This is a genomic window from Kitasatospora sp. NPDC042419 (genome assembly GCF_056437345.1).
Genome location: NZ_JBWKAW010000050.1, coordinates 1 through 17551, shown reverse-complemented (window position 1 = coordinate 17551; position 17551 = coordinate 1). Strand labels below are relative to the sequence as shown.

The window sequence follows — 17551 nt, the reverse complement described above, 5'->3', positions numbered from 1 at the left end:
ACGGACGGCCCGGGTTTCCCCGGGCCCGCGAATTCACCGGTCGAGAACAATGCCGCGAATTCACGGCAGGAAAAAGGCGCGGGCCGGATCGGCCCGCGCCTGTGCGAGGGAGTGCGGAACAGCGCTCACTGGTCCCGTCGGAGCGGGGCGAGAACGGTCATCGCCGTGGCGGCCGCCGCCCAGACGGCGAGGACCGCGCAGGCGCCGCCCACCGTCCACGGCCACTCCGCGTCGGCCGGCTGTCCGTGGCCGAGGCGGTCCCAGGCCTGCATGACCGTCATGTGCAGCACGTCCACGCTGAGGCGGCTGCGGCCGTTCAGCAGCGAGGGGATCACGAAGAGCAGGGCGACGGTCGCCACGACGGTCGCCACGCTGTGCCGTACCACCGCGGCCACGCCCATCCCCACCAGGGCGGACACCGGGGCGAGCAGTGCGGAGGCCGCGATCAGGCGCAGGACCCCGGGGTGCCCGAGCCCGACGGCGAGGTCCTGGCCGGACAGCGCCACCTGGGCGGCCCCGTAGGAGGCGAACGCCGCGCCCGTACCGAGCAGGGTCGTGGCCACCACGACCGCCGCCGCCTTCGCGGCCATCGCCGGGCCCCGGGCGGGCACCGCCGTGAAGGTCGTCCGGATCAGGCCCGAGGTGAACTCGCCCAGGACCGTGATGGCCCCGATCGCGGCGGCACCGATGACCAGCATCGTCGCGGCGCCGGACGGGAAGGTCTCGGCGACCGGTCCGAGCACCCGGAACAGGGCCCGCTGCTGCTCGTCACCGCTGCCGTACTCCCGCAGGTCGCCCACGGCGATGGAGTAGGTGCTCACCAGGACCAGCGCCACCGTGGCGGCGAAGGCCCAGGGGGTGGACCGCAGCGACCACAGCTTGATCCACTCGGCGGCGAACAGGTCGCCGAAACGGGCTCTGGGCTCCGGCCGGGCCACGGCCGGCACCGTGGTCGCCCTCGACGTCGTCGGCGCGCTCACGTCACTGGTCCCGGTGGTTCGAGGTGAACACGGTCAGCGCCGCGGCGACCAGGGCCCAGCCGGCGAGGACCGCGCAGGCGCCGCCCACCGTCCACGGCCACAGCATGTCGGTCGGCTGCTCGTGGCCGAGGCGCTTCCAGGCCTCGGCCACGGTCAGGTGGACCAGGCTCGCCCCGCCGCGGGTCCGGCCGTTCAGCATCGAGGGGATCACGAAGAGCAGGGCGACCGTGGCCACGACGGTCAGCACGCTGTGCCGGATCACCGCCGCCATCCCCATGCCCACCAGGGCCGAGACCGGAGCCAGCAGCGCGGAGGCCACGAGCAGGCGCAGCATCCCCGGGTGCCCGAGCCCGACCGCGGCGTCCTCGCCGGACAGCACGATCTGCGCGGCCCCGTAGGAGGCGAACGCCGTGACCACGCCGAGGAGGGTCGAGGCCGCGGTGACCACCGCCAGCTTCGCCGCCATCACCGCGTTGCGGGCCGGCACGGCCGTGAAGGTCGTCCGGATCAGGCCCGAGGTGAACTCGCTGAGGACCGCGATCGCGCCGATCGCGCCGGCACCGACGATCAGCATCGTCGCGGCGCCCTGGGAGAACGCGTCGGCGAGGGTCCCGAAGCTGCGGAAGTACGCCTTCTGCTCGGCGTCGAAGCCGGTGTAGTGCCGCGCGTCCGACAGCGAGCCGAAGACGGTGATCGTGAGGACCAGCGCGGCGGTGGCGGCGAAGGCCCAGGGGGTGGACCGCAGCGACCACAGCTTGATCCACTCGGCGGCGAACAGGTCGCCGAAACGGGCCCTGGGCTCCAGCTGGGCCACGGCCGGCACCGTGGTCGCCGTCGACGTCGTCGGCGCGGTCACTTCTTCTCCCCCGCGAGGTACTCGACGCTGTCGGCGGTCAGTTCCATGAACGCCTCCTCCAGCGAGCTGGTGTGGTTGGTCAGTTCGTTCAGCAGGATGCGGTTCTGGAACGCGATCCCGGCGATCCGGTCCGAGTCCAGCCCGACCACCGTGAGCCTCCCGTCGGCCTCGCGCTCCACCTCGGCCCCCTCGGAGACCAGGAGGGGTTGCAGCGCCGCCGGGTCGGGCGTGCGGACCACCACGCTCCGACGGGCACCGCGGGCCGCGAAGTCCGCCACGCTCTCCGCGGCGATCAGCTCGCCCTTGCCGAGGACGACGAGCTGCTCGGCGGTGTGCTCCATCTCGGACATCAGGTGGCTGGACACGAAGACCGTGCGCCCCTCGGCGGCCAGCCGGCGGAACAGGCCGCGCACCCAGTGCACGCCCTCCGGGTCGAGCCCGTTGAGCGGCTCGTCGAAGAGCAGCACCGGCGGGTCCCCGAGCAGCGCGGTGGCGATGCCGAGGCGCTGGCGCATGCCGAGCGAGAACCCGCCGATCCGGCGGTCCGCCGCGTCCGCGATGCCGGCCTCCCCCAGGACCTCCTCCACCCGGCTGCGCGGGATGGCGTTGCTGCGGGCCAGCGCCCGCAGGTGGGCCCGGGCGGTGCGCCCGCCGTGCACGTCGCCGGCGTCCAGCAGGGCGCCGACGTGCCGCAGGCCGCGGGGCAGCGAACGGAACGGGCGGCCGTCCACGGTGACGGTCCCGCTGGTGGGGGCGTGCAGACCCAGGATCATCCGCAGGGTGGTGCTCTTGCCGGCCCCGTTCGGGCCGAGGAACCCGGTCACCTGGCCCGGGTCGACCGTGAAGGTCAGGTTGTTGACCGCCAGCTTCTTGCCGTAGCGCTTCGTCAGCTCGTGGACTTCGATCATGCGGCCCATCGTGCCGCCGGCGCGGTGTTCAGTGCATCAGACCGACGGTGACACTTCCGCGCTCCGGCCTGTCGACCACGGTAGTACACCCGTGGTCCGATGCCCGGCCGGGACCGCCTGACTACCATCACCGATATGTACGCCACGATGACTCTCCCGCGGTTGAAGCGCGTGCCACCGGGCGCTTGGACAGCCCTCACCTGGCTGGTGGTCACCGTCTACCCCACGCTGCTCGTCGGGCAGGGCGGAGCCGCCGCCTGGTTCAACAGCATCGCCATGGGCGGCCGCGCGGCGGCGAGCCGGGACTGGAACATGGTGACCGTGGCGGCGCTGGTCGCCGTGGCCGGCAGTGCACTGCTGACGCGCCGGCCGCTGGCCGGCCTCGCCCTGCTGATCACCGCCTCGGTGGGAGTGACCAACGGCTGGTCGTACGGGTCCCAGTTCCCGCCGCTGCAGTTCATCTCGGCGGACATCGCCCTGCTCGTCATCACGGCCACCCGCCCCCGGCGCACGGCACGCATCGCCGCGGGCATGCTGATCGGCGTCCTGGTCGCACACGTCGTCATGGTCCCCCGCACCGACACCAGCGACGCCCAAGGGGCCGTGCTGCTGGCCGTCATCGCGCTGCTGATCGGCCGGTCGATGCACCAGGCCCGCGACCACTCGGAGCAGCTCAGGACCGAGGCCGCCGCCCGGGCGGTCACCGCCGAGCGGCTGCGGATCGCCCGTGAGCTGCACGACATCGTCGCGCACACCATCGGCATCATCGCCCTGCAGGCCGGCGCGGCCCGCCGGGTCATCGACACCCAGCCGGACCGGGCCCGCAACGCGCTGGGCGAGATCGAGACCGCGAGCCGGGAGACCCTGTCCGGGCTGCGCCGGATGCTCGGCGCCCTCCGGCAACCGGAGCCCGGTTCGGACGCCGAGCCGGCCCCGATGGACCCCGGCCCCGGTCTGGCGAACGTCGACCACCTCGCCGCGACCACGGCGGCCGCCGGCGTCCGGGTCGACGTCCGGTGGAGCGGCGAACGGCGCCACCTTCCCCCCGAGATCGACATGTCGGCCTTCCGGATCATCCAGGAGGCGGTCACCAACGTGGTGCGTCACGCGGACACCAAGGCGTGCCGGGTGTCCATCGACTGCCGGGAGTCGGAGCTGTCCATCGAGGTCCTCAACCGCGGCCGGCGGCAGCCGCGCGACCACACCGGCGGGTCCGGCCTCGGCCTGACAGGCATGCGCGAGCGGGTCGACCTGCTGCACGGCGAGTTCTCCGCCGAACCGCTGCCCGAGGGGGGCTTCCGCGTGGCCGCCCGTCTTCCCGTCCCGGAGGGAGTCCGATGACGATCCGCGTGGTGCTGGCCGACGACCAGCCGCTGGTGCGCGCCGCCCTGCAGATGGTGATCGCCGACGCCCCCGATCTGGAGGTGGTCGGCGAGGCCGGTGACGGCGCCGAGGCGGTGGAGCTGACCGCCGCGCTGGACCCCGACGTCGTGGTGATGGACATCCGGATGCCCGTCATGGACGGCATCGAGGCCACCCGGCGCATCACCGCCGGGCCCGGAAGGACCCAGATCGTCGTGCTCACCACCTTCGACGACGACGACTACGTCTACGGCGCCCTGCAGGCCGGCGCCTCCGGCTTCCTGGTCAAGGACATGGCCCTGGACGAGATCCTGGCCGCGGTGCGGGTCGTCGCGGGCGGCGACGGCCTGATCGCCCCCGGCGTCACCCGCCGGCTGATCAAGGAGTTCGCCGCCCGCCCGTCGGCCGGAGCCGCCGCCGCGCCGCGGCGGACCGTCACCGGTATCACCGACCGCGAGCGTCAGGTCCTCACCCTGGTCGCCCAGGGACTGTCCAACACCGAGCTCGCCGAGCACCTGGTGATCAGTGTCGCCACCGCCAAGACCTACGTCACCCGGCTGCTGGCCAAGCTCGACGCCCGCGACCGGGTGCAGCTGGTGATCATCGCCTACGAGGCCGGTCTGGTCACACCCTGACCCCCGGCCGGCGCCGGCTTCCGACGGCCGGCCGCCCGGTCCGCTCCCGCGGACCGCGGCGGCCGGCCGTCGGTGTTCACCCTGGTCCCGGGCGGCGAGGCGGCCTCACTTCCCGCCCCGGTCGCGCATCGGCCGCAGGGCCGGCCGGCTGGACTTCTCGGTTCCGAGCCGCTGCGCGAGCCCCGCCACGGTCGGCGCGTCGAACAGCGTCCGGATCGGAACGTCGATCTCCAGCGCGGCGCGGATCCGGGCGACGACTTCGACGGCCAGCAGGGAGTGCCCGCCGAGTTCGAAGAAGTCGTCGTCGACGCCGACCTTCGCCAGCCCCAACACCTCCGCGAACGCCTGGCACAGCGCCTCCTCGCGCGCGTTCGCCGGCGCCCGACCCGCACCCGCACCCGCCGCGCGGTCCGGAGCCGGCAGGGCCTTGCGGTCCAGCTTCCCGTTCCCGGTCAGCGGAAGCGCGCCCAGCACCACCACGGCGGACGGAACCATGTACTCCGGCAACCGCTTCGCCACGAACCCCCGGACCGACCCGGCAAGTCCGTCCACGTCCTCCGCATCCTCCACGACGAGATACGCCACCAGGCGCACGTCGCCCGGCACGTCCTCGCGGGCGACCACCGCCGCCTGCGCCACCTGCGGATGCGCGACCACCACAGCCTGCACCTCGCCCGGCTCGATCCGGAAACCACGAACCTTCACCTGCTCGTCCGCACGACCCAGGAACTCCAACTGGCCGTCCGCACGCCACCGCGCGACGTCCCCCGAGCGGTACATCCGGGCACCCGGCTCGAACGGGTTCGCCACGAAACGCTCCGCCGTCAGACCGGGACGCCTCACATAGCCGCGTGCCAACTGCGCACCAGCGATGTACAACTCGCCCGCGACACCCGGCGCCACCGGACGAAGCGACCCGTCCAGCACGTACAGGCGGGTGTTGGCGACCGGACGCCCGACCGGCACCGAGTCGCCCACCTCGTCCCCGGCCCGCACCTCGAACACCGCACAACCGACCGTCGTCTCCGTCGGACCGTACTCGTTCACCACAACGGACCCAGGAACGCGCTCCAGCAGGCTCCGCACCACCGAACCCGGCAGCGCCTCGCCACCGACCACCCACGTGGCCGCCGCATCCTTCAGCTGATCATCCGTCAACAGCTCGGACAGCAGCGGGAGATGCGCCGGAACGGCCTTCACCAGACCGAACCCGCCACGGCCCCGCACCAGCTCCGCCAGACCCTCCGCACCGCCTGCGCGGCTCACCACCACCGGCGCACCCGAGACCAGCGGCACCACCACACTCGTCACCGTCAGGTCGAACGCCAGCGAGGAGTGCAGCGGCGCGCCACCCTCCGTCCGGTACGAACCCGCCGCCCAACGGGCGTAGTTCGCCAACCCTCCGTGCGGAACCGCCACACCCTTCGGCCGACCCGTCGAACCCGACGTGTAGATCACATACGCCAGACCGTCGGCCCGCGTCGTCGCCACCGGTGCCGTGTCCGGACCGGCGGCCAGCTGCATCGCCGTGAGCGTGCCGTCCACGGCCACCAACCGGTTCCGCCCGGCCGGAAGTTCGTCCAGCGTCTCCTCGTCCGTCAGCGTCAGCACCGCACCGCTGTCCGCGAGCATGAACGAGATCCGCTCCGCCGGATACTCCGGATCGATCGGCAGGAACGCCGCCCCCGCCTTCCACACCGCCAGGATCGCCGTCACAGCCTCCACGCCACGCGGCAGGCACACACCCACCACCGACTCCGCACCGACACCCTGACCCACCAGATACCGCGCCAGACGATTCGCCCGCACGTCCAACTCCGCGAACGACACCTCCACACCGTCGGAAACCACCGCCACCGCGTCCGGCGTCCGCGCCACCTGCGCCGCGAACAGCTCCGGCACCAGCACCGAACCGAACTCGGCCGAGGTGTCGTTCCAGTCGGTCAGCACCTGCGCCCGCTCATCCGCGTCCAGCACGTCCACCGCGCTCAACCGCAGACCCGGATCACCGGCCACCAGCTCCAGCACCCGCACCAGACGCCGCGCCAACCGCCCGACCGACTCCGCCTCGAACAGGTCCGCCGCACCGATCACCGTGCCGTGGACTCCCGCGGGAGCGCCTTGGGCGTCGAACGCCTCGCCCAGCAGCACGTCCAGGTCGAACCGCGCCGACGTGGCGCCGCCGACCGACATCCCGCTGACGCCAGCGCCCGGCAGGTCCAGCACCGCCTGGGCGTTGTTCTGCATGGTGAACACGGTCTGGAACAGCGGATGCCGCCCCATCGACCGCGCCGGCGCCAACTCCTCGACCAGCTTCTCGAACGGCACGTCCTGATGCGCGAACGCCGACAGGCTCGTCTCCCGCACCCGCCGCAACACCTCACGGAACGTCGGATCACCCGACAGATCCGCCCGAACCACCAACGTGTTCACGAAGAACCCGACCAGATCGTCCAACGCCGCATCCGTACGACCCGCGTTCGCCGCACCGATCGGCACATCCGTCCCCGCACCAAGGCGCGACAACAACACCGCCAGCGCCGACTGCAGCACCATGAACATCGTCACACCCTCGGCCCGCGCCACCCGCGCCAACTCCGCGTGCAACACCGCCGGAACCACCACCGGCACCTCATGACCCCGGTTCGACGCCACCACCGGACGCACCCGGTCCACCGGCAACGCCAACTCCTCCGGCACACCCGCCAACGCACCACGCCAGTACTCCACCTGACGCGACAGCAGGCTGTCCGGGTCGTCCCCGTCACCCAACAACTCACGCTGCCACAACGCGTAGTCCGCGTACTGCACCGGCAACGGCACCCACACCGGCACCCGACCCGCGCAACGGGCCGCGTACGCGACCGACAGATCACGCGCCAACGGCGCCCACGACCACCCGTCCGCCGCGATGTGGTGCACCACCACCACCAGAACATGCTCGCCCGGCCCCGTGGAGAACACCCACGCCCGGATCGGCACCTCCACCGCCAGATCGAACAGATGACCCGCCGCCCCGGCCACAGCGGCGTCCAACTCCTCCGACGCCACCTCCACCACCGACAGCTCCCACTCCAACTCCTCGACCGGGATCACCCGCTGCCACGGCTCACCGTTCTGCTCCGGCAGCACGGTGCGCAGCACCTCGTGCCGGCCGACGACGTCCCGCAGGGCCGCGCCGAGGGCCTGGCGGTCGATCTCCGCCGGGAGCTTCAGCGCCATCGGGATGTTGTACGCGGCGCCGGCGTCCTGGAGCTGGCCGATGAACCACATCCGGCGCTGCGCGAAGGACAGCGGTGTCCGGTCGGGGCGCTCCATCGGAGTGGGGGCCGGCCGGTTGTTCCCGCCCTCGTCCGCGATCCGGGCGGCCAGGGCGGCGACGGTCGGCGCGTCGAACAGGACCCTGATGTCCAGGTTCACGCCGAGCGTGGCGCGGATCCGGCTGGCCAGCCGGACGGCGAGCAGGGAGTGGCCGCCGAGACCGAAGAAGTCGTCGTCGACGCCGACGCTCTCCAGGCCGAGGACCTGCGCGAACACGCCGCAGAGCAGTTCCTCGCGCGGGTTCGCCGGGCCCCGGCCCGCAGCGGGGCGCTCCTCGGGCGCGGGCAGCGCCTCGCGGTCCAGCTTGCCGTGCACGGTGATCGGCAGGGCGTCGAGCACCACGACCGCCGAGGGCACCATGTACTCCGGCAGCCGCTCGGCGGCCAGGCCGGCGAGCAGCCCGGGCAGGTCGGGGTGCCCGCCCTCGGCTGCGACCACGTAGGCGACCAGGCGCTTCTCCCCGGGTGTGTCCTCGCGCACGACCACGGCGGCCTGGGCCGCCTTCGGGTGCGAGGCCAGCACGTTCTCGATCTCGCCGGGCTCGATCCGGAAGCCGCGGATCTTCACCTGGTCGTCGGTGCGGCCCGCGAAGACCAGCTGTCCGTCCGCCTCCCAGCGGGCACGGTCGCCCGTGCGGTAGAGCCGGTCGCCCGCGCCACCGAAGGGGTTCGCCACGAACCGCTCCGCCGTCAGACCGGGGCGGCCGAGGTAGCCGCGGGCCAGGCCGATGCCGGCCACGTACAGCTCACCGGGCACACCCACCGGGACCGGGGTCAGGAACTCGTCCAGGACGAACACCCGGGTGTCGAGCACCGGCGAGCCGATCGCCACCTCCGCGGCCGCCGGGTCGCAGCGCCACAGCGTCGCGTCGACCGTGGTCTCGGTCGGGCCGTACGAGTTGAACAGCCGGTGGCCGCGCGCCCAGCGCGCCATCACCTCGGGCGGGCAGGCCTCGCCGGCGGTCACCAGCACCACGTCCGCGCCGATCGACTCCTCGTCGAGGGTGGCCAGCACAGCCGGGGGAAGCGTCACGTGCGTGACCCGCTGCTCCGCGAGGAAGCGCGGCAGGGCCTCGCCCAGCCGGTGCTCCTGCGGGATCACCACCAGGGTCGCGCCGCTGAGCAGCGCCATCAGCCACTCCCAGCCGAAGGTGTCGAAGCCCGCCGAGGCGAACTGGCCCACCCGCGACCCGGCGCCGACCTCCAGGTAGCGGACGTGGCCCGCCACCAGGCTCGCCACACCCCTGTGGGAGACCAGCACGCCCTTGGGCCGGCCGGTCGAACCCGAGGTGTAGATCACGTACGCCGGGTTCTCCGTCCGCACGGCCGGGGCGACGAGCGGGCCGTCCTCCGCCGCCGTCTCCGGCGCGTCCACCGGCACCGCGTCCACCAGCACCGTGGCGCCCGGGACGACCGCGGCCGTGCCCGAGGAGGCCAGCACCACGGCCGGCTCCGCGTCCGCCAGCATGTACGCGATGCGGTCGACCGGATAGGCCGGGTCGATCGGCATGTACGCCCCGCCGGCCTTCGCCACGGCGAGCAGCGCCACCATCAGGTCGACGCCGCGCTCCAGGCAGACCCCGACGATCGACTCCGCCCCCACGCCCCGGCCCGCGAGGTGCCGGGCGAGGCGATCCGCCCGGGCGTCCAGCTCGCCGTACGACACCTCGGTGCCGTCGGCGGCCACGGCCACCGCGCCCGGGTCGCGCGCCACCTGGGCGGCGAACAGCTCGGCCACCGTGCCCGAGGGCACCTGGGTGTCGGTCGCGTTCCACTCCACCAACAGCCGCTCGCGCTCGTCGGCGCCCAGCACGTCCACGGCGCTCAGCCGGACCTGCGGATCGCCGGTCAACGCGTCCAGCACCTGCACCAGGCGCGCCACCAGGCGCGCCGCGGAGGCCTCGTCGAGTAGGTCCGCCGCCGCGGTCACCGAACCCAGCACACCGGCCGGGGCACCCTGCTCGTCGAACACCTCGGACACGATGACGTCGAGGTCGAACCGGGCCAGCGGACGGCCGGCCGCGCGCTGCTCGACCCGCAGGCCGGGCAGTTCCAGCACCGCCTCCTCGGTGTTCTGCAGCGTGAGCATCACCTGGAACAGGGCGTGGCGGGCCATCGAACGGTTCGGCGCCAGCTCCTCCACCAGCCGCTCGAACGGCACGTCCTGGTGCGTGAGCGCCTCCAGGCTCCGCTCGCGGACCCGGCTGAGGACCTGGCGGAAGGTCGGGTCGCCGGACAGGTCGGTGCGCACCACCAGGGTGTTGAGGAAGAAGCCGACCAGGTCGTTGAGCGCGTCGTCGGTCCGGCCGGCGTTGGGCGAGCCGATCGGGATGTCCGTGCCGGCGCCCAGGCGCGAGAACAGCACCGCCAGGGCGGCCTGCAGCGCCATGAACACCGTCACGCCCTCGGCCCGCGCCAGCTCCACCAGCCGGGCGTGGACCTCGGCGGGGACCGCGACCGGCACCTGGTGGCCGACGTGCGAGGGCACGGCCGGACGCCGGCGGTCGAACGGGAGCTCCAGCTCCTCCGGAGCCCCCGCCAGCGCACCGCGCCAGTATTCGGCCTGGCGGGAGATCATGCTCTCCGGGTCGCGCTCGTCACCCAGCAGACCGCGCTGCCACAGCGCGTAGTCGGCGTACTGGACGGGCAGCGGCGCCCACTGGGGCGCCCGGCCCGCGCAGCGCGCCGCGTAGGCCACCGAGAGGTCGCGGGCCAGCACGCCCGTCGACCAGCCGTCGCTGGCGATGTGGTGGATCGTCACCGCCAGGACGTGCTCCTCGGGAGCGGTCCGGAACAGCGACACCCGGATCGGCAGCTCGGAGGCCAGGTCGAAGAGGTGCCCCGACGCCTCGGCGACCGCCGAGTCCAGTTCCCCGGCCGCCACCTCGGCCACGGACAGCCGCCAGGCCAGCCCCTCCGCGGGGAGGACCTGCTGGTGGGGCTCGTCGTCCACGACCGGGAAGACCGTGCGCAGCACCTCGTGCCGGCCGATCACGTCCAGCAGCGCCGCGTTCAGCGCCTCCTCGTCCAGCCGGCCGAGGAGCCGCAGCGCGACCGGCACGTTGTAGGTCGCGCTCGGGCCCTCCAGCTGCCCCAGGAACCACAGGCGGCGCTGGCCGTACGACAGCGGGACCCGCTCCGGCCGCTCCCCGGCCGTCAGCGCCGTCCGCGCCGTGCCGGCGTCGCTCAGACGGGCGGCCAGCGAGGCCACCGAGGGCGCGTCGAACAGGGTCCGCAGCGGCACCTCGACGCCCAGGACGGTGCGGATCCGGCTCATCAGCCGGGTGGCGAGCAGCGAGTGGCCGCCGAGGGCGAAGAAGTCGTCGTCCACTCCGACCCGGGGCAGGCCCAGGACCTGTGCGAAGACTCCGCACAGCAGCTCCTCCTGGAGCGTGGCCGGGCCGCGGCCGCTGCCGGTCGCGTACTCCGGCGCCGGCAGGGCCCGCCGGTCGAGCTTGCCGTTGACCGTCAGCGGCAGCGCGTCCAGCACCGTCACGGCCGACGGCACCATGTACCCGGGCAGCCGCTCGGCGACGAAGTCGCGGACCGAGGCGGGAAGCCCGACCGCGCCCTCGACGGCGACGACGTAGGCGGCCAGCAGGGCGTCGCCCGCCGACTCCCGCCGCACGACCACCGCTGCCTGGGCGACCTGCGGGTGCGCGGCCACCGCGGCCCGGACCTCGCCCAGCTCGATCCGGAAACCGCGGACCTTCACCTGGTCGTCCGCCCGGCCGAGGTACTCCACCTCGCCCCTGTCGTTCCAGCGCACCAGGTCGCCCGTGCGGTACAGGCGGTCGCCCGCCCCGCCGAACGGGTTCGCGACGAACCGCTCCGCCGTCAGACCCGCACGCCCCAGGTAGCCGCGTGCCAGACCGGCACCGGCCAGGTACAGCTCACCGGCCGCGCCGACGGGGACCGGCGAGAGCGAACCGTCCAGCACGTACGCCCGGGTGTTGCCGATCGGCGCGCCGATCGGCACCTCGGCGACCCCGGGCCGCGCCTGCCAGGTCAGCGCGTCCACGGTCGTCTCGGTCGGGCCGTAGGTGTTGAACAGCCGTCGCCCGGCGGCCCAGCGGTCGACCAGCTCCGGCGGGCACGCCTCGCCACCGACCTCCAGGACCACCTCGGCGCCGATCGAGCCCTCCGCCAGACCCGCCAGCACGGCGGGCGGCAGCGTCGCGTGCGTCACCCCGGCCTCGGTGAGGAACCCGGCCAGCGCGGCACCCAGACGCCGCTCCGGCGGAACCACCACCAGCGTCGCCCCGTACGTGAGGGCGAGCGACCACTCCAGGCAGAAGTTGTCGAAGCTCACCGAGGCGAACTGCGCCACCCGCGAGCCCGGACCGGCCCCGAACCGGGCCAGCGCCGCCACCGTGTTGGCGAACGCCCCCAGCGGGACGCCCACGCCCTTCGGCCGACCGGTCGACCCCGAGGTGTAGATCACGTACGCCAGCTGCCCGGGCAGCCCCGCGGGCCGCTCGACCGGGACCGGTCCGGCCGGCTCCCGCAGCACCTCCGCCGAGTCCACGAGCACCACCGGCGCCCCCGCCCGCGAGACCACCCCGGCCGTGGCCGCCGAGGCCAGCACCAGCGCCGGCGCCGCGTCCCGGACCATGAAGGTGATCCGCTCGGCCGGGTACTCGGGGTCCACCGGCAGGTAGGCGGCACCCGCCTTCAGCACCGCCAGTACCGCCACGATCAGGTCCGCGCCCCGGTCGAGCGCCAGCCCGACCACCGACTCCGGGCCGACACCCCGGCCCACCAGGTAGCGGGCCAGGCGGCTCGCACGCGCGTCCAGTTCGGCGTACGACACCTCCACGCCGTCGGCGACCAGCGCCACCGCGTCCGGCGACCGCTCGGCCCAGCCCTCGAACAGCCCGACCACCGGCACCGGAGGCACCTCGGCCGCCGTGTCGGTCCACTCCGCGAGGACCCGGCGCAGCTCCTCCTCCGCCAGCACCGGGAGGGAGCTCAGCGGCCGGTCCGCGCCGCCGGCCAGCGCCGTCTCCAGCGCACCGACCAACTGCTCGGCCGCGGTGCGCAGCAGCACGCCCACCGCCTGCGGATCGACCGGGGCGACCGCGTCCACGGCCAGCGCGAAGGAGTCGCCGTTGTCGTCGACCGAGACGCTCAGCGGATAGTTCGTGCGCTCCTGCGCGAACAGCGTCCGCACGCCGGCGAAGCCCTCGACCGCCGCCCGCACCTCGCTCGGAGCCGCGTTGTGGCGGTAGTTGAAGAGCGAGGTGAACAGCGGCGTGTCGCCGCCGACCCCGGAGACCCGCTGCGCCACGGCCAGCGACGCGTGCTCGTGCTCCATCAGCTCGGCCAGCTGGCGCCGCATCGCCGTCACGGCCGCCAGCGCCCCCAGCTCCCCGGTGCGGACCCGCACCGGGAGGGTGTTGATGTACGGGCCGAGCACCTGGCCCGAACCGGCGCCGGCGCCCATCCGGCCCAGCAGCACGGTGCCGAAGACCACGTCCCGGCGGTCCGAGACAGCGGCCAGCACCCGGGCCCACGCGACGTGCATCAGCGTCGCCGAGCTCGTGCTCAGACGGCGGGCGACCTCGCGCAGCCGCCCGTTCAGCTCCGGGGCGAGCGGCACGACGGCCGACACCGCCGCGGCGCCGTCGCCCCGCACGTCCGCCATCCCGTACGGGGCGGTCGGCTCGTCGACGTCCCCCAGCAGCTCCGTGAAGTACCGCTCGTGCTCCGCCCGGACGGCGCCGCCACGGGCCTGCGCCACGAGGTCGCGGAACGGCAGCGGCTGTGCCAGCTCGCCGCCGCGTCCGGTCATGAAGGCAGCCACCTCGCCGAGCAGGGCCTCCAGCGCCGTGTGGTCCTGCACCATGTGGTGCAGGCGCACCAGCGCGAGCCGCCGCTCGGTACCGGGGACGTCCGCGACGTGGACGGTGACCAGCGGGGCGCGGCCCAGGTCCATCGAGGCGCCCACCCGGGCCACCAGCGCAGCCACCGGGTCAGCGGCCCCGTCGGTGGCCGCTGCGGTGGCCGCGTCAGCGGTGCCCGGGTCGAGGGCCACCTCGGTGACCGGCAGCACGGCGTGCCGCCAGACCACCTGCACCGGTTCGCGCAGGCCCTCCCAGACGATCGAGGTCCGGTAGATGTCGTGCCGGTCGATCACCTGCTGGAACGCCCGGACGAAGCTGTCGAGCCGCTCCGGCGAATCGAACTCCAGGACCGTCGGGAGGACGTAGGCGTCCTCGCCGCCGTCGGCGAGCAGGTGGTGGAAGAGCAGGCCCTCCTGGAGCGGCGCCAGCGGGTAGACGTCCGCGATGTTCGCCGCGCCGCCGGGAACGGTGGCGGCGATCCGGGCGATCTCCTCGGCGGTCAGCTCGACCAGCGGCAGCATCTCCGGGGTGATCTCGACCGCGTCGGCGGGGATCAGGTTCGCCGGCACCTCCACCTGGCTCGCCCCGGTGGAGGCCGCCAGGCCGGCCGGGGTCGGCGACCGGAAGAACGACCGCACGGAGACGGAGACGCCCTGCAGGCGCAACTGCTCCACCAGGCGGACGGCGAGCAGGGAATGGCCGCCCAGGGCGAAGAAGTCGTCGTCCACGCCGACGCCTTCGAGGCCGAGGACCTCGGCGAAGGCGGCGCAGACGAGTTCCTCGCGGGCGTTCGCCGGGCCCCGGCCGGAACCCGAGGTGTACTCGGGGGCGGGCAGCGCCTTGCGGTCCAGCTTGCCGTTCACGCTCAGCGGCAGCGCGTCGAGGACGACGACCGCGGCGGGAACCATGTACTCCGGCAACCGGCCGGCGGCAAACCCACGGACGGATTCCGGAAGTTCGGACGCGTCGTCGGCCGCGACGACGTAGGCGACCAGGCGCAGGTCACCCGCGCCGTCCGCGCGGGCCACGACGGCAGCCTGCGCCACCTGGGGGTGCGCGGCCACCACGGACTGCACCTCGCCCGGCTCGATCCGGAAACCGCGGATCTTCACCTGCTCGTCGGCACGGCCGAGGTACTCGACCTCGCCGTCCGCACGCCAGCGCACCACGTCACCCGTGCGGTACATCCGCGCACCCGGCTCGAACGGGTTCGCGACGAACCGCTCCGCCGTGAGCCCGGAACGGTGGGCGTAGCCACGCGCCAGCTGGACGCCCGCGAGGTAGAGCTCACCGGCGACGCCGACCGGCACCGGCCGCAACGACGAATCCAGCACGTACAGGCGGGTGTTGGCCACCGGCCCGCCGATCGGCACCACGCCCGACAGCTGCCCCGGCTCGCACTCCCACGCCGTGACGTCGACCGACGCCTCCGTCGGCCCGTACAGGTTGTGCAGCCCCACACCGTCGAACACCTCGAAGAACCGCTGCTGGGTACGGAGCGGCAGCGCCTCACCCGAGCACACCACCCGCCGCAACACCCCACCACAACCCGCGGCCGCCGGCTCCGCCAGGAACACCTCCAGCATCGACGGCACGAAGTGCGCCGTCGTCACCCTCTGATCGGCGATCAACTCCGCCAGGTACTCCGGCTCCCTGTGACCCTCCGGACGCGCCACCACCAGAGCAGCACCCACCGACAACGGCCAGAAGAACTCCCACACCGACACATCGAAACCGAACGGCGTCTTCTGCAACACCCGATCAGCGGCCGTGAGTTCGAACCGCGACTGCATCCAGGACAGACGGTTCACGATGCCCTCGTGCGACACCACCACACCCTTCGGGCGCCCCGTCGAACCCGACGTGAAGATCACATACGCCGGGTGGGCGGGCAGCAGGTCGACCCCAGGCACCGTGCCCGGCAGACCCGCCAACTCCTCCACGACCGCAGGCTCGTCCAGCACCACCACAGCGATGTCCGAAGGAAGCAGCTGCGCGAACGCCCGCGCCGTCAGCACCACCGCCGGGGCCGCGTCCTCCAGCACCACCGCGATCCGCTCCGCCGGGTACGACGGATCCACCGGCAGATACGCACCACCGGCCTTCACCACACCCAGCAGCGCCACCACCAAGTCGACACCGCGCTCCAACGCCACCGCGACCACCGACTCCGGACCCACACCACGGCCCACCAACAGGCGTGCCAGACGGTTCGCCCGGGCGTCCACCTCGGCGTACGTCAGCTCGGTGCCCTCGAACACCACCGCCACCGCATCCGGCGTCCGCGCCACCTGCGCCGCGAACAACCCCGGCAGCGTCGACGGCTCGACCCCGACCGCAGTGTCGTTCCACTCCGTCAGAATCCGGGTCCGCTCGACAGCGTCCAGCACCTGAATGGTGCGGAGTGCCGCATCGGGTCCGCCGTCGAGGGCCTTCTCGACCAGGGGCACCAGCCCTTCGACGGCGGTGCGCATCAGCAGGCCGACGGCCTCGGGGAGGATGGGGGCGACCGCGTCGACCGCGAGCGACATCCCGCCGCCGCCGTTGTCGTCCACGGAGAGGCCGAGCGGGTAGTTGGTGCGCTCACGGGAGGAGAGCACACGCATGCCCTCGGGGCCGCCGGTGTCCTCGCGCTCGGTGTCCGGGGCGGTGTTGTGGCGGTAGTTGAGCAGGGAGGTGAACACGGGGGTGTTGCCCGGGAGACCGCTGGCCTGCTGGGCCAGGGCCAGCGAGGCGTGCTCGTTCTCCAGCAGCTCGGCCAGCTGGCCGCGCATGGCCAACACGGCCTCCAGCGCGCCCAGTTCACCGGTCCTCACCCGCACCGGCAGCGTGTTCAGGTAGAGACCCGCGACCCGGTCGGCACCCGCACCGGCGTTCATCCGGCCGAACAGCACCGTGCCGAACACGACGTCGTCCCGACCGCTCACCGAGCCGAGCACCCGCGCCCACGCGACGTGCATCAGCGTCGCAGGGCTTGTCCCGACCCGGCGCGCCACCGCCCGCAGCCGCTCCACCGTCTCCGGCGCGAGCGGCACCACGGCGCGCTCGACCGCCGCGCCGTCGCCCTGCACGTCGACCAGGTCGTAGGGCGCCGTCGGCTCCGTCACGTCACCCAGCAGCCCGGCGAAGTACCGCTCGTGATCGGCCCGTTCGACCCCGCCGCGCACCTGCGCCACGAAGTCGCGGAACGGCAGCGGCTGCGGCAGCTCGCCACCGCGATCGCCCAGGAACTCCGCCACCTCGTGCAGCAGCACCTCCAACGCGGTGTGGTCCTGCACCAGATGGTGCAACCGCAGCAGCACCAGCCAGCGACCACCCTCGGGCAACGCCGCCGCGTGCACGCTGATCAGCGGCGCCCTGCCCAGGTCCACCGACAGGCCCACAACCGCCTGGATCTCCGCCGACGGGTCGACCGCCGCCGAATCAAGCGCCACCTCGGCCAGCGCCAACTCGGCCTTGCGCCACACCACCTGAACCGGCTCGCGCAACCCCTCCCACACGAATGACGTGCGGAAGATGTCGTGCCGGTCGATCACCTGCTGGAAAGCGCGAACGAAGTCGTCCACGCGCTCCCGCGAGTCCATCTCGACGACCACCGGCATCAGGTAGGCGTCCTCACCACCCTCCGCCATCAGGTGGTGGAA

Annotated in this window: 6 protein-coding genes; 2 read left to right on the top strand and 4 right to left on the bottom strand. The window is 73.4% G+C overall.

Going from position 1 to position 17551, the window contains the following annotated elements; translation table 11 throughout:
* Window positions 1-125: 125 nt before the first annotated feature.
* From AC067J_RS41860 to AC067J_RS41850, 3 genes are read right to left on the bottom strand one after another with little or no spacing between them, the layout of a single operon-like run.
* Complete coding sequence (locus AC067J_RS41860) at window positions 126-980, bottom strand: ABC transporter permease (RefSeq protein ID WP_478308082.1); 855 nt, start codon at window positions 978-980, stop codon at window positions 126-128.
* A 1-nt stretch (window position 981) separates the two neighbouring features.
* Window positions 982-1836, bottom strand: coding sequence for an ABC transporter permease (locus tag AC067J_RS41855; protein WP_478308081.1), 855 nt, complete (start codon window positions 1834-1836; stop codon window positions 982-984).
* Entirely contained in the window at window positions 1833-2744 is a 912-nt protein-coding gene (locus tag AC067J_RS41850; protein WP_478308080.1) for an ABC transporter ATP-binding protein, read from the bottom strand. Before AC067J_RS41850 ends, AC067J_RS41855 begins: the two co-directional genes overlap by 4 nt.
* Window positions 2745-2879: 135 nt before the next feature.
* On the opposite strand from AC067J_RS41850, the gene AC067J_RS41845 reads away from it, so the two are divergent.
* Complete coding sequence (locus AC067J_RS41845; protein ID WP_478308079.1) at window positions 2880-4085, top strand: sensor histidine kinase; 1206 nt, start codon at window positions 2880-2882, stop codon at window positions 4083-4085.
* Window positions 4082-4741: a response regulator transcription factor gene (locus AC067J_RS41840; RefSeq protein WP_478308078.1), complete on the top strand. Its 660-nt coding sequence runs from the start codon at window positions 4082-4084 to the stop codon at window positions 4739-4741. The genes AC067J_RS41845 and AC067J_RS41840 overlap by 4 nt, the downstream gene beginning before the upstream one ends.
* A 105-nt stretch (window positions 4742-4846) precedes the next feature.
* On the opposite strand, the gene AC067J_RS41835 is transcribed toward AC067J_RS41840, so the two are convergent.
* Window positions 4847-17539 carry an amino acid adenylation domain-containing protein gene (locus AC067J_RS41835; protein WP_478308077.1) on the bottom strand — a complete coding sequence of 4231 codons (12693 nt, stop codon included), beginning with the start codon at window positions 17537-17539 and terminating at the stop codon, window positions 4847-4849.
* Window positions 17540-17551 lie beyond the last annotated feature (12 nt).

Bases quoted from the DNA above. Each gene is read 5' to 3' on its own strand.
- AC067J_RS41850 (WP_478308080.1), bottom strand. From the start codon at position 2,744: ATGATCGAAGTCCACGAGCTGACGAAGCGCTACGGCAAGAAGCTGGCG.
- AC067J_RS41845 (WP_478308079.1), top strand. From the start codon at position 2,880: ATGTACGCCACGATGACTCTCCCGCGGTTGAAGCGCGTGCCACCGGGC.
- AC067J_RS41840 (WP_478308078.1), top strand. From the start codon at position 4,082: ATGACGATCCGCGTGGTGCTGGCCGACGACCAGCCGCTGGTGCGCGCC.
- AC067J_RS41835 (WP_478308077.1), bottom strand. From the start codon at position 17,539: ATGGCGGAGGGTGGTGAGGACGCCTACCTGATGCCGGTGGTCGTCGAG.